The sequence below is a fragment of the Chlamydiales bacterium genome (assembly GCA_016185065.1).
Lineage (GTDB): Bacteria > Chlamydiota > Chlamydiia > Chlamydiales > Rhabdochlamydiaceae.
On the sequence record JACPOL010000008.1, the window covers coordinates 361,408 to 386,164 of the forward strand.

Below are 24,757 nucleotides of genomic sequence, written 5' to 3' on the forward strand. Positions count from 1 at the left end.
CTCATAGTCTTGGAGTATAATCTCTCAAAATCTAAAAAAACAATCTGTGAAACGAGCGCTCACTCTTTTTTTTACTCTTCTGCTCGCTCTTCCTCTGCTTCTAAATGCGGCAGAGCTCTCCTATTCTGTCGAGTTTGAGGGGCTCTATGACAGTGATGCGCTGCGCTCTGTTAAAGAGGTCTCGCAGCTCATCGCTTTAAAAAAACATCGCCCCTCTTCACTTGGTGCCCTGCGCTACCGCGCCGACGCAGACGTTGCCGACATCGTCAAAGTCCTGCATGGACGCGGCTACTATGAAGCTGCGGTCACTGTGCGGATGGAAGAGGTGATGGATGAGATGCGCGTCACCATGATCATCAAGCCAGGACCGATCTACACGATCGGCAGCTACGAGGTGAGGCTCTACTGCAGGGTGCCTGAGGCGTGCGTCCAGTGCACTCAGATCTCTCCAGAAGTTTTGGAGATGACACCAGGAAAGAGTGCTGAGGCGCCAAAGATCCTGCAAGCCGAGCTAAAAATCCTGGAGCTTCTCGCAGATTGCGGCTACCCCCTGGCATCAATTGTTGAACGGGAGATGGTTGCTGATGGAGAGAAGAAGAGCGTTGAGATCCTAGTTAAAGTGGATACGGGTCCCCTCACCCATTTTGGCCTCCCATCGCTCTCTGGACAGCGGCGGGTAAGACCCGAGTTCATCGAAAAGAAGATCCTCTGGAAGCAGGGAGATCTCTACCAGGACACGAAGGTGGAGAGAACTCAAAGCGCTCTTCTGGATACGGGGCTCTTCAGTGCTGTCATGATTACGCATGAGGATGCTTTAAATGAGGCGGGTGAGCTTCCAATGCGGATAGATGTCACCGAGAATAAGCATCGAAGCGTCCATGTGGGTATCAGCTACCAGACGGTATTCGGACCGGGCGGAACCTTCGGTTGGGAGCATCGCAACATCAACGGACTTGGAAGAAAGCTAAGCATCCACGGAGAGGTAACGCGCATTAGCCACTCCGGCATGGCGACCTACAACATCCCCGACTTCCACAACCCACACCAGGAGTTTGTGGGACAAGCGCAAGCGATGCATGAGTCGATCACCGCCTACTCGGAGCGCTCCTACAACCTACTGGGGCGCATCGAGCGCAAGTTTGGCGAGCGCTTCCGCGCCTCTATCGGTTTAAAAGGAGAGGAGTTAATCGTGCGCGATAGCGTAGAGAATGGGAACTTTCCTCTATTTGAACTCCCTCTCTACTTCCGCTGGAGCTCGGCGGATGATCTTCTCGATCCAACTTCTGGGGCTACCTGGCAGTATATTGCTACGCCAACTGTGAATGTTCGAAGGTCAGCAAAGTTCTATCTTTATGAAGAGATGATCCAGAGCGTCTACTTGCCTCTCACAAAAAACAGAAAAGTAGTTCTGGCTCAGAAGGTCACGCTGGGATCGATCTTTAGTGGAGGACTCGACGATGTGCCAGTACCTAAACGCTTCTTGGGAGGGTCGGAAGAGGATCTCCGCGGATACAAGTATCTAACTGTGAGCCCCCTCTTTCACCATCACAAGCCGATTGGAGGAAGATCTGCAGTCTACTACACTCTGGAGACGCGCTTTCGCGTGAGCAAATCGATCGGCCTGGTTCCCTTTTTTGATGCGGGTAATGTCTACCGCACAATGCTCCCTACCTTCAGAGGCAAGTGGAGAAAATCTGTGGGGCTCGGCGTGCGTATCTTCTCCTTTATCGGCCCACTGCGTTTTGACGTGGGCGTTCCCTTGAATCGCAGAAAAGGTCTCGATTCGAAATACCGACTTTTTGTAAGCATAGGACAGATGTTCTAACACTATGAAAAAAACTAGAAAATTCCGCAGGCGACTACTCGCAATATCCGCAATTGGAGTGGGATCTATCTTCCTGCTGATCAGCGTCTTTTTTGCATCGCTTCAAACCGAGAGCGTGCGAGAGAAGATCCGCAAAGTTGCAACAGCCTACGCAAAAGAGAAGGGGGTAGATCTCTCAATTGAATCGATCGAAGGGGGTCTCCCCTTCAGCTGGACGATCCATAAGATTGTTTTGAAGTGGAGCGAGAGCGAGAGCTTAAAGATTGAGAAAGCGGAGATCGGCTTTGATTTTTTTGCGCTCTTTAGGCGCGCTGTTTCAATTAACTCTCTGCTCATCAGAGAGGGGGTTCTCTCTTTTTCCAAAGCCTCAGATGTGCCTGCAGAAGAGCAGATGAGAGAGGCTCTTACTTCGCTCTCCTCTCTTCCATGGAACATACGCATCAGAACCTTGAAAGCACCACACTTCCAAGTTGTAAATAGAGCATCAGATAAGAGTGCATCTTATGATTTAAGCGCAAATGTGCTTATAAAAAACAGAGGAAGGTTCTTCTCCCTTCTATTTAAACTTAGCGGCACAAACTCGGCTTCACTCTTTCTACAAGGTCAGAGAGAGGAGATCTCGGGAAATCTCACCATCGACCTAAATGAGACCGAGCTGCTCTCGCCATTTTTCACTCTTCCTCAAAATGAAAAGCTCTCGCTTCCCTGGCATGCGGCCTCATCATTCACCTTAATTCCTGAGAAGAGGATGCAGGTTAAAGTCGCAAGTCTTGAGCTTGAGAGTCAAATTGGAAAAGCGCGCGGAGAGAATCTCCTGCTGATCGATAGAAAAATTCAAGAAGGAGCGCTCTCATTTGAGATCCCCGACTTGAAGCTCCTATCCCCTTTTCAAGGCTCAATGCAGTCGAAAGTGGTTATTAGTGAGGGAAAGCTGGAGGGGCGGCTCGAGAGTTCCAATTTTAGGGTTGTAGGTGGATTAATCCTCCCGATATCCGCACAAGTAACCGCCACACAGAGCGATGAGATCTGGAGAGGAAGGGTCGATCTCACAGCGAAGCACTCCTCTCTTCTTATCTCTGCAGAGTCCCTATTTAATTTAACAAGAGAGGGAGCCTTAAACTTCGAGGAGATCTTGATCAGAGCTCCTGAGACGCAGCTGGGAGGGAGCTTAAGTCTGCATCTTGCTCCGATTGCAATGAGCGGATCTCTTTTTGGCCACTCACTCAATCTGAGCCACTTTAGACCTCTCTTTCCCAAAGCAGCTCTTGAAGGCAGCGCCGGTTTAGAGTGCCGTTTTATCTCTGCAATTGACGATGGGACGAGCAGAGAGCTCGGTCAGCAGTTGCAATTGCACCTCCAATTGAGAGAGCTTCATGTAGGGGCCTTACAGGCGACCGATCTTTCGATCGACGGCAAAGCGAGCCACCTCTTTGGTAATCCGGCAGCTGTTGCCACAATTGAAGCGGAGCAGCTCCGTTACCGCGACGCGAAAATTAGCTCTCTTTCTGCAAGCACAAGCTTTGAAGAGGAGGCTGGAAGCTTTGAAGTGAGCTCCGCAGGAGAGTGGGAGGAGTCTTTCGAGCTGAATGCAGCTGGCAAATGGAAGAGCGCACCCGAAGGCGTAGAGCTAACGATGGAAAAACTATCTGGCTTCATGAGGAAAAATGCCTTCTTCCTCAAACAGCCGTTTACTTGTGCTTTTGGAGGAGAGACGTTTAAAGTTTCAGATTTCAAGCTTCATGGCGGCCAGGGATTTTTAGAAGGAGATCTACTGTTAAATGAGCAGCAGAGCTCAATTCGCCTTGCGGCAGAACACTTTCCTCTTGAACTCCTCGCTCTTCCCAAGGTGACATTTAAAGGGCCTGCGACCTTTGATGGCTATCTGCAAGGAACTCGAGAGAAGATCGAAGGCAGAGCAAGTCTCGTGTTAGAAGAGGCGGTCCTATCTCAGCAAGGGAAGAGGGATCCTCTGCGCACAAAGGGAACACTTCTTGCCAATGTCGATTCCAATCAGCTTCAAGTTCACGCCCATTTGCGCGCAAATGGCGAGCAGTTCTTAGAGCTGACAGCAACGCTGCCACTCGAGTATGGACTCTCACCCTACTTTATCAGGATCAATCGCGAGAAACCGATTGCAAGCGAGCTCACCGTTGAAGGTGAAGTGGAAGAGATCTTCGACTTTATGAGTGCGCACACCCAGAGAGCTACAGGCAAACTCTCGGCTAGGCTCTTTCTCTCTCATACACTCGCCTCCCCTCGCCTGTTCGGGAGTATTGAAGTAGAAAATGGCTCTTATGAGAACTACTTCATCGGCACAGACTTAAGAGAGATCTCAGCAGCGGCATCTGCCAGCGGAAGGTCTCTGGATATTCTATTTGCAAAGGGCAAAGACGCACAGGGAGGCACGATCGATGCAAGAGGAGTGGTCTACCTCCAACCTGATAAGCGCTTCCCCTACCGCTTTGAGGCGGACTTAACTGCTTGTCGATTTATCAACTTCGATACGATTAGCGCTCAATTTACAGGGCCTGTTGTCATGGAGGGAGATCTGAATGGAGCTCTCGTTAAAGGAACTCTGAATATTGCCCAGGCAAACCTAAATATTCCTGAGAGACTTCCCATGGATCTTCCTGTGCTTCCAATGACATTTATCAATGAACCTCCACACATTCAGGCCTTTGATCTGCCGCCCATCTTCCCTCTCAAGCTCGACCTTAATCTCTCGGCGCCTGGCAAGATCTACATCAGAGGAAAGGGGTTAAACTCTGAGTGGCAGGGAGACGTGCACCTCAAGGGAACTAACATGATCTTCACTGGATCGGGGACTTTGACTCTGGTGAAAGGAGAGTATGAGTTCGCCGGCAAGGTGTTCGAACTGACACAGGGAGAGGTCGCATTTACAGATAAGGCCAACCTCTCCTCGCATCTCAATCTTACGGGTACCCTTGCACTGAATGAGACGACGATATTTGCCCACCTTAGAGGGCCCGTTCTCTCCCCCACACTGACCTTCGAATCTCTCCCCCACCTTCCGACTAGCTCCCTGCTCTCGCTTATCCTCTTTAATAAAGACATCTCAGAGATCTCTCCTTTTCAAGCGATACAGATCGCTCAGACGATCGTCTCGATGTCGGGTGGAGCAGGACCTAACGTGCTCGAGGCGATCCGCAAGAGCTTGGGCGTCGACAGGCTTAGCATCATCTCAGGACAAGAGGGCAGCGACAGCGTCTCTGTGCAGATTGGAAAATACCTCACGCGCGGAGTGCTCGTCACTCTCGTGCAAGGAACCTCATCCAGCCAGGTACAAGTTGAGGTCGATCTGAAAAACGGATTCGTCCTCATCGCAGAAACACAAGAAGAGGAAGAGGGCAAGTTCACACTTAAGTGGAATAAGAATTACTAAGCGTGAATTTTGTTTAGAAAAAGTTGCGTGTGTTGTAACATTTATGTCGCACACGGAGAATTTCATGTCAGTTCAAGTAATTGAAGCTTCCTCTCGCGACTACTTATCAGGACCACATCCCGCTTATCTACTCATCGAACTCGGTAACCAGTATGAGTCGCACCAGATGCAGCTCATCTTAGATGGTAGCCAGAGACAGAGAGAGACGACAAATCAGCTCAAAATCACCGATGAGATGATGACTCTCATGATCGACCTATCGCAGAAGAAAGAGGTCAACCAGACCAAGCTTCTAGACACCGTGTATGCGATCAATGAGACCTTTCCAGATCTCAACTTCCACGACTTCATGGAGAACTTCCACGACTTCACTCCAGAGCACTGGTCTCTTGAGAAGCAGAAGCTGGTCAATCTACAAAAGAGACTGTTTGCGAGCTTCGACCCCGAAAACCAGAAACAGCAGCAGTGGTTTAGCGATAATAATAAGGTGCATGAGATCATCGCAGCGATCGTAAAGCTCTACAGCGAATCTACCACCTATGCGGTAAGAAAACAGGTTGCAGGATAAGAACGTGACAAGAACCTATCCGAATAAAATGCCCTATGAGATTTCGGAAGATTTTGAGACAAATCTCCTAAATTTTTCCGAAGGCAGTATTGGAGAAACTACAGCCGAGGAAAAAGTTAGGAGATTTGGCCAAAATGGCCGAAATATCGACGGGAATTTTATTCGGATAGGTTCAGATACGCAAGAACTCTACTCTATGGGATACGGCTGCTACCTCGCTGGTAATTTCGAGCAGGCCGATGCTCTCTTCTCTTCGCTTGTGCTCGCAAATCCGTATGAAGAGCGAAGCTGGAGGGGCCTGGCCTCGACAAAGCAGATGAAGGGGAGCTATCATGAGGCGCTGAGAGCCTGGTCTCTCGTCGCTCTCCTTGCGGAAAACGACCCGATGCCCCACTTCCATGCTGCCGAGTGTCTTACCAGCTTAAAAGAGCACACAGACGCGCTAAAAGCGTTAAATATGTCTGAACGTCTCTTGAAAGAAGAGGCCTCTGAGCTTAAAACGAAGATCGAACTGTTAAGGAGAGCCAATGGGCAGTGAATTCTCTAGCATCTCTCTTCAGCCCGCTCCTCTATTCCAGAGTAGAGAGACCTCTCTATCTCAGAGTGAAGTTCATCGCACTCCCCTTGACCAGACCGATAGAATCTATGAAGCAGGTCAAGCGCAAGAGGTGAGCTTCAGACCCTCGATGCCAGTATTAGAGGCACCTGGAGCATCTAAAACATCTCCAGCTTCTCTCTCCTACAATAGTGTTATCTCCCAGATTCTAGAAACCCTCTCACTAATGCACGCCACCGGCCACGAGATGCATCTCACCCAAGCGAGGGGTTTTGCAGTTGCTCAGAAATCGATTGAAGAGCTTCAACAGAAGGAGCTCGTCGAATTGAAAGAGTCAGCAGAAAGAGCGCAAACAAGTGATGCGTGGGGTGTTCTTCAGACAGTCGCCTCCTACATCTTGAGCGCTATCAATGCCGTGCTCGGCGTCTTTTTAATCACTCAGGGAAGCACGGTCGTAGGCGGGATGATGGTCGCTGCAGGCCTCATCGAAGTAGCGAACCTCGCCTTCTCCTCCTGCGGCTTCTGGAACTGGCTCGCCGACCAGATCGCCGGAGAAAATGAGGAACTTGCAAAACAGATTGTGGCGATTCTTCCGAGCGTAATTGGCCTCGTTGCCGGAGCTGTGGGCGCTGTAGGAACAGTGCAGCTCTGGAATATGCAGAACCAGTTCGACTGGGCAGAGCAGCTTCTTCTCATCAGCCAGACGGCTCTATCGCTAACTCAGGGCGTGGCCAGCATGGCAAAAGGGGTCACTGCTTATAAAGTTTCTCAATCAGAGATGCGCCAGATACTCATTGAAAAAGGGCTTGCTGAGTCCGAGCATCAATCAGAAGGGCTTTCAAACGGGATGAGGGAGATGATGCACATTCTCAGCGAGTGCACCTCTCAAGTCTCGAAAATCATTCAAACTTCCATGCACTCTTACCAGAGAGCAATACAAGGTTAATTAAGGAGAAATATATGGGCACAGTTCACGAGCTCAGAAAGGTCTACATAGAGCTATCTCAGGTCACTCGCAACATTCAATCCACACACACAGAGCTGTCGAGTGGCAGAATGGCGCAATTAAAGGGGCTCTTCGATGACCGGTCATGGAAGGTCTTCTGGCAGGGCATGAACGATGTCTGCTTCTCCCTTGGAGGCGGAGTCTCACAAATTACAGGTGCCGCAATCGGCGGCGACCTTAAAGACGTCCTAGAAGCCATCGGCAAAGTGCTTCCAAACGCGGGCCAAGCTGCAAACACATTCATTCGCAGTGAAGAGGTGCTTCTCGAAGGAGAGATCTCTGAAAATCGCGAGCATGTTAAGCAGATCCTAGACGGGCTTGAGCGCGATGCAACAGAGTCGCTCCGCAAGTTCGGAGAGGCGCTCGGACAGCTTGCGCGGGAAGAGGATCAACAATTCCAGATCCGCGGCTAGCTCAACAAAAAATCTACAAAGAGCAACAGGATATTGAGGATCGCCTGCGGCGGCATGATATGCAGGATAGCGGCCTCTTTCATCCTGTTTATCCTGCCGGCGCTTAGGCGCCGCTCCTCTCATCCTGTTTTTTCTTGAATTTCTGGCTTGTGATAAACTTCGATCTGATCGATCACTGGCCACCCCGCCTCTAAATGGTAGTGAAGTGGATAGATAACCGCCTTAAAATCACCGACGATCTCTGCAACAATCGAATAGTTGGATTGCGGGCGGATCAGGCAATCAAATTGCATCATGGCAAAGAAGTCTTCCACGACGTTCGAATTGTGACGATTGCCCTGCCTTCGATAATCAAAACGTATATCTAAGCCTCTGAGTCCTTGCTGAAAACTCCTTGCAATCGTCTCTGGACTACGGTCATCAGTAAAGAGATAGACGTATAGCGGCTGTCCCTGAAAATACTCGTAGAGGTATCTAATCTGATCGATATAAAATCTATCTGGAGGAAAGCGCAGAGGTTGTGTCCTTTGGATGTTGGCAACATCGAAACCGCCTCCTCGCCGCACGTGCACGGCAACGGTGATGCAGTTAGACGGGAAGTTCAAAGTAGGCAACGGGCTTCTTGGCTTAACAAGCTGCTTCAATAAAGCGTGAAATTTCTCCTCTTTCCAATCAATGGGAATATACATGTATCGCGGATCGGCTATGCGATCATTAAGCGACTCTGGAAAATAGGGAAGAATATACAAGGTTGAAAGAGGATCGTATTTATTGATTTCTATAGGAGGTCCAAGAAGCTTACTCTTTGCAAATTTTCTCTTAGTATCTTTGCTGTATAGCTGCTCGACATCGTGAAGAGCCAGCTGATCTGAATAGGTAAAGGGTTTATAGAGCAGAGGAATATCGTATTGATAAGAGACCCACTTCGCATGCAAGTAAGCGAGCATGTTATCTCCAAACCTACCTCCCGAAAACGTGTATGTTACCGCATCTTCCTCTCCATAAAGCGGAGCAATTTGAGAAAACAAAAGAAGAGCGCAAGAGAGTAGCTTTTTCATAAGAAGTTGACCCATTATTCTAATTTGACCCTAAAGAATCAATCTACTAAGATCGCGTTTTAAGAGACTGTCCACAAACCGCTTTGGCTTGAGTTTTTTAGGATTTTCGATTTCTGTGTCTTGTGGAGATTGTAGGTGACTTGGGTAAAGTCAGTGAAATCGAACAAGACACAGAAATCGAAAAGGCAAAAAAGGCAAGCCGAATGGGTTTGTGGACGGTCTTTAAGAGCTCCACGGAAAACTGGCTTCTCATGACACTACCGCAGAACAATAACGGAAACGGCAACAACAACTCTATTCTCTCTAGAGCCGCCAAGAAGCTCTCATGGTTCACTGCGACTGGTGAGTATATCACCATGATCGTGGATGTCACGATCGCTACGCTCAAGAGACCGCCAGCTCCTGTACTAGTTTTGAAGCAGCTCTACGATGTAGGAGTCGCCTCGCTACCCGTAGTTGCCATTACCGGATTTTCAACGGGAATGGTTCTTGCAGCTCAGTCCTTCTATCAGCTCGCCGATAAAGGGCTTGCAAGCGTAACCGGACTCATGGTGGCAAAAGCGATGATCACTGAGCTTGGGCCTGTGCTTACGGCTTTCATGGTGACAGGCCGTGTAGGAGCTGCAATGTGCGCAGAGCTCGGAACCATGAGGGTAACCGAGCAGGTAGACGCTCTTCAGACGATGGCAGTAAATCCCAATCGCTACCTAATCGCACCTCGCCTCATTGCTGGGATCTTTATGATGCCCCTGCTTACGATTTTCAGTATCGCAATGGGTGTATTTGGCGGATATCTAATCGCTGTCTACTTCTTTAATATGGCGCCCGGGAGCTACTTCGATCCGATGCCGATTCATATTACGCTCTTCGATCTGACGACGGGGATCGTAAAATCCTTTATCTTCGGAATCTTGATCATGACTATCGCCTGCTACAAGGGGATGACAACAACTGAAGGAGCAGAAGGTGTAGGCCGTTCCACCACAAATTCAGTGGTAATCGCTTACTGCTGTATCCTTCTCTCCAACTTCTTCTTAACCGTCGCCATGAACGTGATGAGGGAGAAGATCGCGAGGTTTGTCGAATGATCGTCATCCGAAATCTATGGAAAAAGTATGGCAAGCTACAAGTTTTAGCTGGCCTCGACCTCGATATCAATACCGGAGAGACGATCGTTGTACTCGGCAGATCTGGTGTAGGGAAGAGCGTTCTCCTCAAGCATATCATTGGAATCTCCAAGCCTGATGCAGGAACTATCGATATCGATGGAGAGATGATCTCGGAACTCTCTGGTCCTGCACTATACAAAGCCGTCCAGCATATGGGCATGCTCTTTCAGGGAGCTGCTCTCTTTGATTCGATGAATGTCGAAGAGAACACCGGCTTCTACCTCAAGCAGCATGGAGATCCAAGAACTGGAAGAAAGTACACCGACGCTGAGATCAAAGACCTAGTCGCTAATGCTTTAGAAATGGTCGACCTCCAAGGCAGTCAAAATAAGATGCCTTCTGAGCTCTCTGGTGGAATGAGGAAGAGAGCCGCTCTTGCAAGGTTAATCGTGTATAGACCCTCTCTTCTTCTTTACGATGAGCCCACCACGGGGCTCGACCCGATTACAGCGATGCAGATCAACGCTCTAATCGTAAAAACTCAACGTGAGCTAAAGGCAACTAGTATTGTAGTTACACACGATATTCTCTCTTCTCTTTTTGTAGGAGATAGATTAGCTCTAATAAGAGATGGAAAAATTGCGCACATTGGCAATCCAGAGACATTTATGAAAATAGAAGATCCAATTATAGATTTCCTAAGAAAAACAATCACACAAGATCCACGAAAATTGAGGGAGGCGTTTAATGGGTAATTCCGCAAAGAACATGCTCATTGGAGTCTTCATCATCGCGGCTTGTACGCTTCTCGTAGGAATCGTGATGTTTCTAAAGCCTTCCGTTGGCGACGGAAAAAAGACACTTTACGTGCGTTTCGCAAACATCAGCAAGATCAATATTGGCACTAGGGTCACCTACGCAGGAAAGCCCGTTGGTGAAGTGGTAGCCATTAACGAGATCTATCAAGCAAGATCCCAACCGATAGATACGATCGGACGCTTCTACTTCTACCAGTTAACACTAAAAGTCGACTCAAACGTAGTCGTTTACAATACTGATGAGATCTCTCTGCAAACCTCAGGCCTCTTGGGAGAGAAGTCCGTTGCAATTATTCCAAGACGCCCTCCGAAGGGCATCACGCCTAAAATCATCTCAAATCAGCCTGTCTATGCAAACTCTGTCGATCCGATTGAAAATGCTTTCAATGAGCTCTCAGGGGTTGCAGGAAAGATGGATGAGACGCTAGATGAGGTCACTAAGTGGTTAAAAGAGAATGGCGATACCGTCGCCTGCGCAGTGAAAAACTTCGGCGATGCGATGCACCAGGTAGATAAGGTCGTTGCAGAGATCCACGAGGTCAAGCTGATCCCCGAAATCCATGGTGCGGTCCATCAGTTAAAAATGTCCTTTGAAAAAATACACGACGCTCTTCTTATCCTCGAAGCGGGCGGCACATTTGAGAACATTGCAACCACATGCAAAAACCTAAAACAAGCAACGGGTTCAATTGATATCATCTCCCAAGATCTCGCAGATGGAAAAGGCACTCTTGGTAAGCTGATTAAAAATGATGACCTCTACCTGCGCTTTACAGCTGTAATGAGTAAAGTCGACACTCTGATGAATGATGTGAACCAGTATGGAATTCTCTTCCACTTGAACAAGGGCTGGCAGCGCACTCACGCCCAGAGAGCCACTCTGCTAACCGCTTTAGACACTCCACAGAGCTTTAAAGACTACTTCGTAAAAGAGGTAGACCAAGTTAACAGCTCTATGCAGCGCATCTCGATGCTTATCGAGCGGGCTGAGCAGACACCAGAAAAAGAGAAGATTCTACAGAATGAGCTCTTCAAAGAGGATTTTGCAGAGCTACTCAGAAAAGCCGATGAGCTCGCCGACAACTTAAGACTCTATAACCAGCAGCTAGTGGAGTCGATGAAGTAATGGATCATCTTCACTCTCAGCTCTCTAAGGGCACCTTTCTGATTGCAAGCCCCGACATCGATGAAGGGCTCTACTTCAGAGCCGTGCTAGTTATTTGCGAGCACAGCACGACGGGCTCGTTCGCCCTGATGATCAATAAGCCCCTAGACGTAGATATTCCGGAAGAGATCTTGAATATTAAAGAGACGCTGAATCCCAGAGTGCAGGTTCGCGCTGGAGGCCCAATCCAGCCCAATCAGATGATGCTGCTTCACTCTTCCGATCAGCTGCCCGACCAGACGCTAAAAATTTGCGAGGGTGTCTACCTTGGCGGAGATCTGCAGTTTCTTCAAGAGGCTGTGGGCAGCGCAAGCGGCCCTCATATTCGCCTCTGCTTTGGCTATGCCGGATGGGGAGCAGGTCAGCTAGAAAGGGAGTTTATGAGCGGCGGCTGGTTCGTCCATCCCGCTTCTGCAAAACACATCTTTGAAACTCCTTATGAGAAGGTCTGGCAGACAGTGCTTAGAGATATGGGTGGCAAGTACGCCACCCTATCGATGATTCCCGACGACCTCTCTCTCAATTAAGTGTGGCTTGTAACACGTCTATAGAGGAGCTGTCCTGCTGCCGATGCACAAGGAACAGAGAATGGCTGTGCAGCGCATGCTACAGCAACGGGCGTAAAATCTTGCACCACTTCGGCTCCAGCTGTTACAACTGCACTTAGACATCTTCTGCTCACAACACCATCTTCGCTACTGCACTCTTCTTGTACTTGATTGCGCCTGCAAGCCTCGTAAATAATATACACAAGCAGAGCTGCACCTGCTAATGCAACAACAACCTTTCCTGCTGTCTTCAATCCACTGTCATTTGATCCACTCACACCTAAACCTGCTACCGCTGACATATTGTCCTCCGTTTTTTCCATCAAGAAAAATCTTGATGAAATCTTTATATTCCGAAGAACAATTTATGTCACTTACTCGCGGCAAGTTTTTTTACTGTAGAGGTAAAGGAATAGAACAGGATAAGTAGGATCGGCGCTAGGCGCCGGCAGGATATTTAGGATGAAAAAAGATATCCTGCACATCTTGCCGACGCAAGTAGCGGCGATCCTCCCAGCGAAGCTGGATCTTGTTACTCTTTTATTAAGAAAAAGGAGCCGGGCAATTCAGAGGTCTACTTTCTTCGAGGGATGAGAAAGATGATGCCGCCGAGGGCGATGAGCACGATACCGCCGATCTTGCTCCATCCGGCTATCTGACGATAGTGCGCAGCTTCCATGCTGCCCTCATCGATCTTCTTCTGGACAGAGCCACTCAGGCTCTTGCCAATCTCTTTGGTCGCAGGATTGAGAGAAGTGATCCCTGTTCCAACATCTACTTTCTTCTGGGCACTTGAGATCTGCTGCTCCCCTTCTTCAACTTGGCCCATGATGTACATCGACATACCGATCATACCAAGACCACAGACAACAACGATAATTCCTAAGATCTTTCTAAAGTTCATATAACACTTACGCTGCTGGTTTAATTTCTAATTTGTTTAAAAGCGGTTGACCGAGAAGCTTTCTAGCCTTCTCCAAAAATGCTTTTTTATTCGCACTAAACTTCTCATCGGCTTGTGACATTGCGCTCACCATCCGAGTAAATCTTGCAGTATCGATGGGGCGCTCTCGTACCTGAAGGGCTGGCGAGTAGAGCATCCAGAGAAGAAACTCTTTCTCACTTGCGCTCCACTCAATTCTCCCTTCGAGCATTTTTACAAAGGCAAAGAAGCCTGCTGCTGTCGCTTCGCCAATGTCGATCGAATCTTTGCACGTGAAACTCATCGAATCTGGCTTAATCATCAAGATGAGCTTCATGAAGAGAAATTGATAGAAGATCTCGATAAAATCGAGACGCTCTTTTCTTGAAAGAGCCTTTTTAGAGTCGAAAAAAGTTTCATGGATCGTGTGTAACGCGCCTTCAGTAAAGCTCACGATCTCCTCCCTATCCAGAGAAGAAGGAAAGAAGAAGCCGCAAGACTCTCCGCTAGCTATCTGCTCTTTGAAGCTTACTATAAATCCCTCGGCATCCTCCTCTGCTTGATAGGCTCCGCTCTGGTTGTAGAACTCGGTATTTTTGCAGATAGTCACTACGGTAAGAGCCTTGGAAAATTCAGCTTCATTCTGCATCTTCTCAAGAACGCTGCAGCGTGCGTGCTCCTGCCAAGAGGTGCGGTCTTGTAAATTAAAGAGGAGGTGACGCTGCCCCTTCATCTGCTGCTGAAGAGAGCGTAGAAAGCCTTGGAACTCGGGAACGACCTCTACCTTGTTAATCACCTCTTGGTGGATAGGGGCGGGAAATCTGAGCGCAGTTACATGCAGATCTTCAGAAACAACTGTGTAGAGCTGGGAGGGAAAATTCTCTTGAGAGAATGGATCGAAACCCATTCTTTCATCCCCCTCTCTAAAGAGGTCGAGTGTTTTAAGTAGTGGGCCGTTTGGATAACGCTTGAGAACATATCGAATTCTCTCATCATCCTCTAACAGCTCTTCCCAGACCGTATGACTCTTCTTTCGCTTGATTTTGCTTTCGCCCTTTTCAATGAGTCGCTGGATAAAAGAGGTCGCGGCCTTCCGATTGCCCACATGCATAAATAGTCCGCTGCTAAGCGCAAGGCTTAAATTGACTACAGCGTGTATGAAGCTCTCTCTTGAACTAGCTTCTGTGGCGATGTATTTTCTGTACTCTTCCGAATTGAGCGCTTGTCTTAAAAATGCGTGAAAGTCGGAGAAGTAGCTTATGCAGTTCTTAGTCGCGTTTTCGCTCATCCGGTTACGAGGATTGGCAGCGAGCATGAGGGCCATTATGGCCCCATTCAAAGCCGAAATACACTCTCTATCTTTGTGGTGCATCGCATCTTTAAAGTAGTCGTCGAGATGTTGCGAAGCAAGCTGCAGGATCTCTTTTGCTGCCGTGTGGGTATCGACATCTTCTACGATCTTTATTTTAAGCAGTGGATCATCGCCTTCAGGATCGCTAACTGTCTCGTCAAACTCTCCAACGAGGCGCACATGCCGTAGCAGGTTTGGATTGAAAAAGGGCTGCCCATTCTCCTTGCGGATATAGAAGAGCTCATACTCTCTATCACGACGGACGGTCTCAAGATCTTTTAAGCCCCGTTTCTGGAGATCGATAGCGCCCTCTTCTTGTGGAGCTTCCGACTCCTGCTTAAAAACCTCTTGGACCACGCTTGCACCATGAAAACGTTTTACGATTTTCGAAAGGTAGAAGTTTTGTAGATCTTTATACTCTTTTAATTGGAGGACACTATCAGAGGAGCGCGCTCCTTTAAAAAGCGAGGTGTACTTGTCTAGCTTCTGAGCCGCTTCTCCGGCTAATACCATGATCGCTTCGATGCCTCTCTGCATCTCGGCATCTTTTAGCTCACCCTTCTCTTTCTGATAGATGTGCTCTAGGTAGTTATTGATCGCGCGAAAGGTCTCTTTAACCGTTTCTGGATTCTGAGAGATATGAGTAGAGTCGAGAAAGTTTGCACTCTGCAACTCCTCGTCGAAAGGAGTGGAAGGGATTTCGAGCTCTGCCATCGTGGAGAGATTGTCCACAGCTTCCATTAGAGTGAGCCCTTCTTGCGGTTGCTTGCTGGCCATACCCACCTACTTTTATTGTTTTTTATCTATTCTGAATTATAAATTAATTAATTTAATTAAAAAACTATTATAAATAATTAATTATAATTAATTATTAAACAACTGGAAATAAGGTGATTAGAGATATCTAGAAAGAGCGTAGAAGAGGGCGCCCGAGACCAGAGCAGACCCCGGAAGGGTCAGAGCCCAAGCAAGGGCGATCTTTTTAGCTGTGAGCCATTTGACGGTTTTAGCAGACTTAGCAGCCCCTACCCCCGTGACACTGCCCACAATCATCTGTGTAGAGCTAAGGGGCATCCCGAGAAAGCTCGCAGTGAGGATGACGCACGAGGCGCTAAGCTCTGTTGCAAAGCCCTGAACAGGGGTGATTTTGGCAATGTCATACCCAACCGTTTTAATGATGCGGAAGCCGCCCGATGCGGTTCCAAGCCCCATCATGAGGGCACAGAGCAGGATGACCCAGATTGGAATCGCAAGCGAGGTGACAAGACCTGTTGAGAAGAGGCCCATTGTGATTAGCGCCATGCTCTTCTGCGCATCGTTAAATCCGTGAGAGAGCGCAACGAGCGAAGCAGAGCCCATCTGAAGGTAGCCAAAGAGCTTCTCATTCTTCCTACCATGGGCAAACCTGGCGAGGAGTTTCATGAGAAGAAAAGCGAGAAAGAAGCCGACGATTGGCGAGACGATAAGAGGAATTAGAACTTTACCAATAATTCCACCCCACAAGACCAGCTTGGGGCCTCCCGCTACCCACGCAGCTCCAACAAGACCGCCAATGAGCGCATACGAGGAGCTGCTCGGCAGTCCAAAGTGCCAGGTAATTAGATTCCAGGTGATCGCCCCCACGACAGCGGCAAGAACCATAAGCGGGGTTGTGAATTCTGGAGAGATAAGCCCCGAGGTGATCGTCTTAGCAACTCCGCTAACTTGGGTCGCTCCAATGGTGTTTAAGATCCCTGCCAGGACAATTGCAGTAAGCGGCGCTAAGACGCGCGTTGCCACTACGGTGGCCACGACATTTGCAGCGTCGTGAAAGCCATTCGTATAATCGAAAATCAGGCCAAAAATAATAATTAGCAGGACGATCTCATTCACACCCCCTGCATAGCGCAAGGGGTAAATAGGATCAAGAAGAAGCTCCCTTGTGCTCCTCTTTGTCGTCACCATCAGCTACCTTCGTCTGCTCCACAACTAGCTGATAACGTCCTCCCGTCTCAGACTCTGAAGCACCCAAAATGATCCCTTTGACTAGAGCAAATTCTTTCTCTGTAAGGATCTTTCCCTCATTACAGATCGGATACTCACCCGCGAATCGATGCGTAGCGATCCAGGTGCTGACTTTATGAGCGACGGTTATCCCGACTTGTACATAGAGGGTCACTCCCCCTCTAGCCCCCAGAGCTGTTTCAACTCTATGAGGAGTGCTCTTGGGGAACTTCTGATAAATAAAGGCGAGAGCATAGTTTCTATCCATCGTGGCATAACGAAGAGCTAGATAGGCTCTACCTGAAGAGACGCCTTTTACAACGTCGGCAGGAAGCTCTTTTGCGCTCTTCCAAGGGCAGGGATCCTCCCCCTCATTCAGCTGCACGTTGACAGTGGGAATGCTCTTTAGAAGATCAGCTCCCAGCTGCTTTTCCAGATAGGCGAACTGGATCTGATTCTCCTTCTCGCTCTCTCTAACTTGAGCGGCGAGTCTTTCTGCTAGTACATTAAATGCTGGTCGGTTTGTAGGTGAGTTCGTTCGCGATGTCATAGTTTTTTCCTTTAGCAAAAATTTTGAACGGCCCCTCGCCACAATCCCGGCTCTTTTAGAGCCGGGTCTAGGCGGGATTCATATTCTCTTTTATCCTTGAGCCGAAGAGAATCTCCTTTCATTATGAAGGAATTCTTTAAACGCGAAGAGTTTAATACACATTAAAAATTTAATTCCAGAACAAGTGATATCAAGTTTTGTTTTGGACTAAAAAATCATTAAATAGTAAATCTGGGTTTTAATACTGGAGGACCTCTCATGCGTATATGGAAACTCTGCTCTCTCTTAATGCTCGCTTCGAACTTTGCTACTGCAGCTCAAATCAATCCTCATAGCCCCAACCTGGGAGAGGTGCGCCTCGTTCCCATCACTCCGACGGCTGAATCGGACAACGTTCAAACCTTCATCGTCTTCCCGAAAGAGGGAGATATTAAGACCTCGAATCCGGTAGAGCTCGAGCTCCGCGTGCAGGGCTATCCGATCGGCACAAACACTGAGATCCCTCGTGCGAAAGAGATCTACAACGACCCTGCCGGCCAGTCGATGCACGTCGTGATCGATAACCAGCCCTATTTTGAGATCAATGAGGCCTTCGTAGACGCTCTCGACAACAATGAGACCTACTACGACCAGACACTGGAGATCAACATTCCCTTTAAACTCAAGCCAGGCGCCCACACGATTCGCGTCTTTCCAGTAAGATCTTTCAACGAAAGCTTAAAGGGCGACAACTGCTTTGCTTCTGGCACCTTCTACATGGGCAAAAAAGAGGAGCTGAAGGATATCGACCTCTCCGCTCCATACATCACCTACAACGAGCCTCAGGGTGAGTATGACTTTCACCCTGCAACTCCAATTCTTCTCGACTTCTACATCACCAACTGCCAGTTATCAACAGATGGCTACAAGGTTGAGGTCTCCATCGATGGAAAGAAAGAGCGCGTGATCTCAAACTGGGTACCCTACTATATCTACGGACTAAAGAAGGGGTCCCATACGATCCACCTCCAACTCATCGACTCTTCAAACGCCCCAGTCCCAGGAGCATTTAACTCGGTCGACCGCACCTTCAAAATCCTCTAAAAATCCGGATCGTGCGCAACGGACGGTAGAGAGGGTACGGACAGGAAATGGACTAAAATGGACAAGGAATGGACGCGCACAGAAGAAATAAGAGTGCCCTCTCTTCTTCTTTCTCCCTTTGGCGCGTGTCCATTTTCGTCCGTTTCCTGTTCATTCTCGTCCACTTGCGTCCATTTCTTCTTCCGAGCGCCTCTTCTCTCTAGCGGGCTCCCGCTTTAAAATCTGCTGGAAGGGAATTGTGCTGGAGCTGCACAATTCCCCTTTTTACTCTTACACATTTGCACGCCTTGAAAAAAAGTTTACGAAAAGTGGGATGGCTCCTCGTATCGCTCTCTATTTTTTGGGGAGTGAGGCGCTTCTGCTATAAGCAGCTGGATGGGTTCGAAGTTGGCAAGATCTCTTCACACATCGCCTTCGATCCTCGCTGGGAGATCCCTCAGCCAGCGCCGGGTAAAGAGCTCTTCGCTCGTCCCTTCACCTACCTGGGCAAAGGAGCGCAGTGCTACGTCTTCGCCTCTCAAGATCAAGAGCATGTCATCAAATTCTTTCGAGTCAGCCACATCCAAGCCCCAGAGTGGTTTACGGCTCTCCCTCTGCCCGCCTTTTTAAAAGAGTGGCGCGAGAAAAAGGTAGCGGTAAAAGAGAGCAAAAGAGAGAAGGACTTTCTAAGCTACAAGCTCGCCTATGAGAAGCTTAAAGAGGAGACGGGCCTCACCTACCTCCACTTAAACAAGAGCTCAGATCTCCACCAGAAGATTCAGATCATCGATAAGATAGGCATCAGCCACACCCTCGATCTGGATCAGATGGAGTTCATCATTCAGAAAAGGGCAAAGCCCCTCTATCCAGCAATGGAGGAGATGATCGAGAAGAAAAAATTTGATGAAGCAAAAGCGTCTATCTCCCACCTCATTCAACTGCTGGCAAAACGCCATGCGGCGGGTCTTGCAGATAAGGATCCCGACCTTAAAACAAATTTTGGCCTCGTGGGCTCGGAGGCGATTCAGTTTGATATCGGGCGCTTTAAAATAGGAAAGTCTGCTCAAAAGGAGGACCCCTTCCAGAACGAGGTAGTACGCATCACAGATGAGTTTAAGAGCTGGCTAAAAGGACGAGCACCTACGCTCGCAGAACATCTCGAGGCTGAAATTGAAGGCATATAAAAAGCTTCTTCTATTATCTGCCTTCATCCTCTCTGCTGCTGCAGTTGAGAGACTCTGCCACCATGCAACAGATGGATTTCAACTAGGGAACATCCGCTCTTCAATCCACGCAAGTTGTGAGCCCACCCAGATCAGTGGCGCGGATATGGCAAATGCGCGCTCGATCCTCTCCCAAAAGTTCCACTACTTTGGAAAAGGGGCGCAAAGCTATGTCTTTGCTTCGGAAGATGGAAGATACATCCTTAAGTTCTTTAAATTTCAACACCTACGCCTCCCTCCACTTGTAGAGGCTCTACCTATGCCGGGTTCGTTAAAAACCTGGATTGAAGAGAAGAGAGCGAAAAAAGCAGAGGAAGCGGAGGCTCTCTTAGCAAGCTACAAGCTGGCATTTAATACCTTTAAAGAAGAGAGCGGTCTTCTCTTTGCTCACTTAGACAACTCAAGCTCGCTTAACGCGCAAATTTCGATCTACGACCCGCTTAACATCGAACATAAGATCGAGGCGGATGAGACGACCTTCATTCTGCAGAAGAGGGCAGATCTGGTCCTTCCTACGCTTAAGTCCCATCTAGAAAAAAAGGAGTTGCAAGCTGCCAAAGAGTGCCTCACCTCTCTGGTTGCTCTCGCACGCAGGTGCAGCGAAAAAGGCATCTACGACAGAGACCCCCACCTGACAAAGAACTTCGGCTTCATTGAAAACAGAGCGCTTCTTATCGACTGTGGAAGCCTCTCAACCGAGCGCGCTGATCAGAGAGAGTCGATGAAGTCGGGCTCTTTGGAGCAGTGGCTGGCCGATGAGAGCGAAGAGCTACTCCACTTCTTCTTGGAGCTTAAAAAATGAGAAGAGTCTACCTCTTTAGGTGCGCACTTTTCTGCCTGGCCTTCTGGGGAGTTAAAGAGTTTTGCGAGCGTGCGACAGATGGATTTACAATCGCTGAAGTCCTCTCTTCAAGACCTTACAACTCCGCATGGGAAGTGAAAGAAGTCAGCGCCTCAGAAAAAGAAGAGGTAGATAGAGCTTTAGATCAGACCTACACCTACTTCGGCAAGGGTGGGCAGGCGTTTGTCTTTTTTAGTGAAGATGGGCGTTATGTATTAAAGCTCATGAGACAGAAGAGGCTCGAGCTCCCACTCTTCAGCAAGTATCGCTCGAAAAAAACTCTCTCTCGCATGCGTAAAGTGGATAGAGAATTTGGAAGCTACAAAGATGCGTTTAATGAGCTCAAAGAGGAGACAGGCCTCCTCTATGTACATCTCAACAAGACACATGAGTGGAAAAAGAAGATCGCACTTATCGATAGGCTGAACATCCGGCACATGCTAGACGCAGGCAACCTCGACTTTATCATTCAGAAGAGAGCTGAACTCGTACACGAGAGAATCGATCGCCTCATGAGTGAAGGTAAAAAAAGCGAAGCAGAGGGCGCAATTAGAGAGCTCTTTCATCTGATCGCAAAGCGCAAAGAGAAGGGCTTCCGCGACCGAGATCCCAACATTCGCACCAACTGCGGATTCATTGGAGAGCACGCGGTGAAGATCGATGTCGGCGCTCTCATAAAACGAGAGAAGCTGCAGAAGCCTGTTGGTAAGAAAGAGCGGATAGAAAACATCGCAGCTCCTTTTAGATCCTGGCTTGAAGTGAAACACCCCCTTCTCCTCCCCTGCCTGCAGAGAGAGCTGGAAAATGCCGAGCAGGGCGATCCTCTATGAAGAAAACGTTGATTGTCTACCTCCTATTCTTCGCTTCGCTACTCCCTCTCTACCGCTTCTGCATGAGAGAGACGGCGGGCTTCTCTATCTCAAAGATCTCATTTGCGCTTCCTGAGAACGTAGATGGGCCTTCCGAATTTGATAGAGAGATTTTAAATCAGCCTTTTCACTTTTTAGGAAGTGGGGGGCAGTGCTTCGCCTTTGTCTCCAAAGATGAAAAGTATGTGATAAAGCTACTAAGTAGAGGGGTAGCCCCCACCTTTCTGCTCGACCTTCCCCTTCCGGCCTTTGTGAAAAGAGCCGTCGCAAAACGAGCAGATTATGTAGAGAGCAAGTGGCAGAGAGATCAGTGCAGCTACCAGCTAGCTCTTTCTGAACTCAAAGAAGAGAGCGGTCTCCTTGCTGTGCACCTCTCGCACACCTCTGATTTGAACAAGAGACTTTCCATCCGAGATAAGCTTGGCATCGCGCATGAGATAGATCTCGACTCGACAGCTTTTATCCTGCAAAAATGGGCCGAGCCACTCTTCACATATCTCGAGCACGAGATACGCGCTGGCCATATTGAGGAAGCAAAGCTGGCCCTTAAGCAGACGGTCGACCTTCTCGTACGCCGCTGCCAAAAAGGTATTTTTGACGAGGACCCGCGCCTACATAAAAACTTAGGGATCGCGATGAACTCTCCCCTCTTCATCGATGTGGGCAGATTCAAACGAGATGATAGACGAAAAAATCCCGAGGTATACGCGCAGGATCTAAAATTGATTACAGACAGACTCAATAAGTGGCTGCTGAAAGAGGAGCCCCAACTCGCGAACTACTTGGAGGAGCTGCTTGCTCAAGATTAAGACCATTGCCAAGGGAGCTGCCGCCCTTCTCCTTCTGTCTGGAACCATAAAATTCTGTCATAAGCAGACAGATGGATTCTATCTCACAAAAATCCAGAACAACACCTTTGAAACAGACTCCTCGTTCTGCTCCTCTGAAGAAGAGGCGCGCGCGCTCAATTTCCTGTCGCAGCCCTACACCTATCTAGCGCGCGGAAAGCAGAGCTTCGTCTTCCTCTCACAAGATGGGAAGTGGGTGCTAAAGCTTCTTAACAACCACTACCAGAGCCGCATCGCTCTCTTAAACATGCTGGGCCCGTGCGCATGGCAGAAAAGGGAGCTTAGCTACTACTCGGGCAAGATGGAGCTCACACGCGAGAGCTATAAGATCTCTTATACAGACCTCAAGGAGGAGACCGGAGTTCTCTATCTTCACTTAAATAGAAGCCGCCACTTAAAGCAGCGCGTGAAAATCGTCGATAGGCTTGGAATCTGCCATGAGGTCGACCTCGATTCGACAGCCTTTATCATACAAAAGAGAGGCGAGCTCGCCTATCCTCAATTTGAAGAGTGGCTGGGAAAAGGCGATATAGAGGCTGCAAAAAGAGGGATCTCCTCTCTCGTGGCGCTTGTGCAGACGCGCTTTAAAAAAGATCTCAATGATAGAGACCCTCTTATCCGCACAAACATCGGTTTCATTGACGGGAAAGCCTCCTTTCTAGACCTAGGCCCCTTTTCAAAAAGCAGCGAGCCCAAATCCCCAGAAGCTCTGGATGCAGAGATGCAGAAAATTACACAGAGCTTGAAAAACTGGCTCTCTGAGCGCGATCCCAGCCTCGCTCTCTTCTTAAGCGAGCAGTGCGCAAGCCTCTCCAAAAACCAGAAAGAGTGAACTTCTTTTTTGGAGTGCGGCGACTCGGCGCCGCTTTTCTGGAGATCGACCTGGCGATCTCTACTAAAAGAAACATCGCCAGGTCGATGTTGAAAAAAGCGGCGCCGAGTCGCCGCACTCCAAAAAAGAGCTCTTGTTGCTTATCAGCAGTTTATGACATGCAGCTGGCTGAAACGTAGGCGGTTTCCAGATTTATCGACCTGGTCGAGTAGGCACTTTTGAACAAGGGCAGAGACCATACGCACAGGTGCGTCGATCACTACTGTTACAGCAGAAATGAGATGAAGAAGGAAATATACAGTCCAAGATTTTTCAAACTCTTCGCAGGCAAGAAGCGGCAGCGTAAATGGAAGAGCTGCAAGGCTAAGGGCAATACGTGCAATCGCCTCTGCAACAGCTGCGATGAGAAGCCCAGAATAGCAGAGCGCACCGACAACTCTGCGAGCCAAGCTCTCCAGACACTCCATCGGAGCATCCTCCATCACAGGCTGCCCATAACCATCATTAACTGCTTTTCTGTCCTTATCCAGCTTCAGCTGTTTAGGATTCATGATCTCTTCGGTTACCCAGTCCACTGCATGGTACACAAAGGGAAAGAGCTCGCCTGCAGTCCGCATTTCGGTTCCAGATATTTTAAATGCCATGAATTCTTCTCTTGTCTAATTTTGTTGTTTTAGTTTTCAGCAGATGTGTAGCTCGTGCCACTGTTTGCGAGATCCGTACTTAAGTCTCTGGTCGGTTAGACACTTCTGCACGAGGGCCGAGATTGTGCGCACAGGCGCATCGATCAGGCACATTACACCAATAACAACTTGACCGACACAAAACATAGCCCAAGACTCTTCACACTCTTGCCACGCGAGAAGTGGCAGTGTAAATGGAAGAGCTACAATCGCAAGAACAATACGTACAATCACTTCTACGATAACTGCTACAAAAAGCCCTGCATAACAGAGCGCTCCAAACACTCTGCGCGTCATACTCTCCATGAACTCCATCTCAACAGGAACCGTCACCATTTGTCTGGTTGTATGTCCATAATCATCTACCCAAGGCCTTGTCGTTGTGGGATTCAAGATCTCCTCGGTCATAAGATCCATCGCGCGATAGGCAAGGGGCGTGAATAACGTGTCCGGGTGGGACCAGCCTCTTATTGAATAGGGATGTAGTTCGAAAGCCATGGTTTTTTCTCCTGCCTGATTTTTTTGCTTTAGTTTTCAGCAGATGTTTAGCTCGTGCCACTCTTTGCGATTTCCCATCCAATTAGTCTGGTCGGTTAGACACTTCTGCACGAGGGCCGAGATTGTGCGCACAGGCGCATCGATCAGGCACAATACACCAACAACAACTTGAGCTACACAAAACATAGCCCAAGACTCTTCACACTCTTGCCAAGCGAGAAGTGGCAGTGTAAATGGAAGAACTGCAAAGGCAAGGGCAATTCGCACGATCTCCTCTGCAACGACTGCAACGAGAAGCCCTGCGTAGCAGAGCGCTCCGACAACTCTGCGCGCCATGCTCTCTAGGCATTCCATCTGAGCATCTACCATTATTGTTTGCTTGGTACGGGCAGTTACTCCTATTAGATTTCCATTTGAATCCACTAGACGCTTCGGCTCTTGAGGATTCAAAATCTCCTGGGTTACCAGGTCCATCGCGCGATAAGTAAGGGGAAGGAGCAACGTGTCTGCGTGAGACCAGCTTCGTAACCCACCTGGATTTATTTCAAATACCATAGATTCTTCTCCCGTTTAATTTTTTGAGGCTACAGCCTATACTTCTATGCACTCTTTTTACAAGACTTTTG

The 24,757-nt window shown here is 48.6% G+C and carries 25 protein-coding genes; 16 read left to right on the forward strand and 9 right to left on the reverse strand.

The window, feature by feature from the left end; translation table 11 throughout:
* Nucleotides 1-46 precede the first annotated feature (46 nt).
* The 6 genes from HYX48_05630 (at nt 47) to HYX48_05655 (ending at nt 7,771) form a co-directional block, all read left to right on the forward strand.
* Entirely contained in the window at nt 47-1,825 is a 1,779-nt protein-coding gene (locus HYX48_05630) for a BamA/TamA family outer membrane protein (protein MBI2743380.1), read from the forward strand.
* A gap of 4 nt (nt 1,826-1,829) precedes the next feature.
* On the forward strand, nt 1,830-5,228 hold the full coding sequence (locus HYX48_05635) for a translocation/assembly module TamB domain-containing protein (GenBank protein MBI2743381.1): 3,399 nt from the start codon (nt 1,830-1,832) through the stop codon (nt 5,226-5,228).
* 64 nt (nt 5,229-5,292) lie between these two features.
* Nucleotides 5,293-5,796, forward strand: coding sequence for a hypothetical protein (locus tag HYX48_05640; GenBank protein MBI2743382.1), 504 nt, complete (start codon nt 5,293-5,295; stop codon nt 5,794-5,796).
* A 4-nt stretch (nt 5,797-5,800) separates the two neighbouring features.
* Nucleotides 5,801-6,334: a hypothetical protein gene (locus tag HYX48_05645; GenBank protein MBI2743383.1), complete on the forward strand. Its 534-nt coding sequence runs from the start codon at nt 5,801-5,803 to the stop codon at nt 6,332-6,334.
* Nucleotides 6,324-7,298: a hypothetical protein gene (locus HYX48_05650; GenBank protein MBI2743384.1), complete on the forward strand. Its 975-nt coding sequence runs from the start codon at nt 6,324-6,326 to the stop codon at nt 7,296-7,298. Before HYX48_05645 ends, HYX48_05650 begins: the two co-directional genes overlap by 11 nt.
* A gap of 14 nt (nt 7,299-7,312) precedes the next feature.
* The gene (locus tag HYX48_05655; GenBank protein ID MBI2743385.1) at nt 7,313-7,771 is read left to right on the forward strand and encodes a hypothetical protein; all 459 of its coding nucleotides are present in this window, start codon (nt 7,313-7,315) and stop codon (nt 7,769-7,771) included.
* A gap of 119 nt (nt 7,772-7,890) precedes the next feature.
* Here the strand turns inward: HYX48_05655 and HYX48_05660 are convergent, their stop codons facing one another.
* Nucleotides 7,891-8,718, reverse strand: coding sequence for a hypothetical protein (locus HYX48_05660; protein ID MBI2743386.1), 828 nt, complete (start codon nt 8,716-8,718; stop codon nt 7,891-7,893).
* Between the two features lie 467 nt (nt 8,719-9,185).
* On the opposite strand from HYX48_05660, the gene HYX48_05665 reads away from it, so the two are divergent.
* The 4 genes from HYX48_05665 to HYX48_05680 are packed head-to-tail and all read left to right on the forward strand — an operon-like array spanning nt 9,186 to nt 12,448.
* A complete protein-coding gene (locus HYX48_05665) occupies nt 9,186-9,917 on the forward strand; it encodes an ABC transporter permease (GenBank protein MBI2743387.1) in 732 nt (243 codons plus the stop codon).
* Nucleotides 9,914-10,693 carry an ATP-binding cassette domain-containing protein gene (locus tag HYX48_05670; GenBank protein ID MBI2743388.1) on the forward strand — a complete coding sequence of 260 codons (780 nt, stop codon included), beginning with the start codon at nt 9,914-9,916 and terminating at the stop codon, nt 10,691-10,693. The genes HYX48_05665 and HYX48_05670 overlap by 4 nt, the downstream gene beginning before the upstream one ends.
* Nucleotides 10,686-11,882 carry an MCE family protein gene (locus HYX48_05675; protein ID MBI2743389.1) on the forward strand — a complete coding sequence of 399 codons (1,197 nt, stop codon included), beginning with the start codon at nt 10,686-10,688 and terminating at the stop codon, nt 11,880-11,882. Before HYX48_05670 ends, HYX48_05675 begins: the two co-directional genes overlap by 8 nt.
* The gene (locus HYX48_05680; protein MBI2743390.1) at nt 11,882-12,448 is read left to right on the forward strand and encodes a YqgE/AlgH family protein; all 567 of its coding nucleotides are present in this window, start codon (nt 11,882-11,884) and stop codon (nt 12,446-12,448) included. The genes HYX48_05675 and HYX48_05680 overlap by 1 nt, the downstream gene beginning before the upstream one ends.
* Here the strand turns inward: HYX48_05680 and HYX48_05685 are convergent.
* The 5 genes from HYX48_05685 to HYX48_05705 all read right to left on the reverse strand — a co-directional run bounded on the left by HYX48_05685 (nt 12,445) and on the right by HYX48_05705 (nt 17,275).
* Nucleotides 12,445-12,771, reverse strand: coding sequence for a hypothetical protein (locus HYX48_05685; protein ID MBI2743391.1), 327 nt, complete (start codon nt 12,769-12,771; stop codon nt 12,445-12,447). The two genes, HYX48_05680 and HYX48_05685, sit on opposite strands and share 4 nt — an antisense overlap.
* 272 nt (nt 12,772-13,043) lie before the next feature.
* A complete protein-coding gene (locus tag HYX48_05690; protein ID MBI2743392.1) occupies nt 13,044-13,373 on the reverse strand; it encodes a hypothetical protein in 330 nt (109 codons plus the stop codon).
* A 7-nt stretch (nt 13,374-13,380) separates the two neighbouring features.
* Nucleotides 13,381-15,519, reverse strand: a complete 2,139-nt coding sequence (locus tag HYX48_05695) for a hypothetical protein (protein ID MBI2743393.1) — start codon at nt 15,517-15,519, stop codon at nt 13,381-13,383.
* 117 nt (nt 15,520-15,636) lie between these two features.
* Nucleotides 15,637-16,614 carry an inorganic phosphate transporter gene (locus HYX48_05700; protein MBI2743394.1) on the reverse strand — a complete coding sequence of 326 codons (978 nt, stop codon included), beginning with the start codon at nt 16,612-16,614 and terminating at the stop codon, nt 15,637-15,639.
* A gap of 31 nt (nt 16,615-16,645) precedes the next feature.
* On the reverse strand, nt 16,646-17,275 hold the full coding sequence (locus HYX48_05705; protein MBI2743395.1) for a hypothetical protein: 630 nt from the start codon (nt 17,273-17,275) through the stop codon (nt 16,646-16,648).
* A gap of 258 nt (nt 17,276-17,533) precedes the next feature.
* On the opposite strand from HYX48_05705, the gene HYX48_05710 reads away from it, so the two are divergent.
* The 6 genes from HYX48_05710 (at nt 17,534) to HYX48_05735 (ending at nt 22,950) form a co-directional block, all read left to right on the forward strand.
* Nucleotides 17,534-18,358 carry a hypothetical protein gene (locus tag HYX48_05710; protein ID MBI2743396.1) on the forward strand — a complete coding sequence of 275 codons (825 nt, stop codon included), beginning with the start codon at nt 17,534-17,536 and terminating at the stop codon, nt 18,356-18,358.
* Between the two features lie 287 nt (nt 18,359-18,645).
* A complete protein-coding gene (locus tag HYX48_05715) occupies nt 18,646-19,521 on the forward strand; it encodes a hypothetical protein (GenBank protein MBI2743397.1) in 876 nt (291 codons plus the stop codon).
* A complete protein-coding gene (locus tag HYX48_05720) occupies nt 19,508-20,362 on the forward strand; it encodes a hypothetical protein (GenBank protein MBI2743398.1) in 855 nt (284 codons plus the stop codon). Before HYX48_05715 ends, HYX48_05720 begins: the two co-directional genes overlap by 14 nt.
* Nucleotides 20,359-21,231 (forward strand): hypothetical protein, encoded by an 873-nt coding sequence (locus tag HYX48_05725; protein ID MBI2743399.1) that lies wholly within the window; start codon nt 20,359-20,361, stop codon nt 21,229-21,231. Before HYX48_05720 ends, HYX48_05725 begins: the two co-directional genes overlap by 4 nt.
* On the forward strand, nt 21,228-22,079 hold the full coding sequence (locus HYX48_05730; GenBank protein ID MBI2743400.1) for a hypothetical protein: 852 nt from the start codon (nt 21,228-21,230) through the stop codon (nt 22,077-22,079). The genes HYX48_05725 and HYX48_05730 overlap by 4 nt, the downstream gene beginning before the upstream one ends.
* Nucleotides 22,066-22,950, forward strand: coding sequence for a hypothetical protein (locus tag HYX48_05735; GenBank protein ID MBI2743401.1), 885 nt, complete (start codon nt 22,066-22,068; stop codon nt 22,948-22,950). Before HYX48_05730 ends, HYX48_05735 begins: the two co-directional genes overlap by 14 nt.
* Before the next feature lie 143 nt (nt 22,951-23,093).
* Here the strand turns inward: HYX48_05735 and HYX48_05740 are convergent, their stop codons facing one another.
* From HYX48_05740 to HYX48_05750, 3 genes are read right to left on the reverse strand one after another with little or no spacing between them, the layout of a single operon-like run.
* Nucleotides 23,094-23,594 (reverse strand): hypothetical protein, encoded by a 501-nt coding sequence (locus HYX48_05740; protein ID MBI2743402.1) that lies wholly within the window; start codon nt 23,592-23,594, stop codon nt 23,094-23,096.
* 36 nt (nt 23,595-23,630) lie between these two features.
* Nucleotides 23,631-24,131 (reverse strand): hypothetical protein, encoded by a 501-nt coding sequence (locus tag HYX48_05745; protein ID MBI2743403.1) that lies wholly within the window; start codon nt 24,129-24,131, stop codon nt 23,631-23,633.
* A 36-nt stretch (nt 24,132-24,167) separates the two neighbouring features.
* Nucleotides 24,168-24,686 carry a hypothetical protein gene (locus HYX48_05750; protein MBI2743404.1) on the reverse strand — a complete coding sequence of 173 codons (519 nt, stop codon included), beginning with the start codon at nt 24,684-24,686 and terminating at the stop codon, nt 24,168-24,170.
* Between the last annotated feature and the right edge of the window lie 71 nt (nt 24,687-24,757).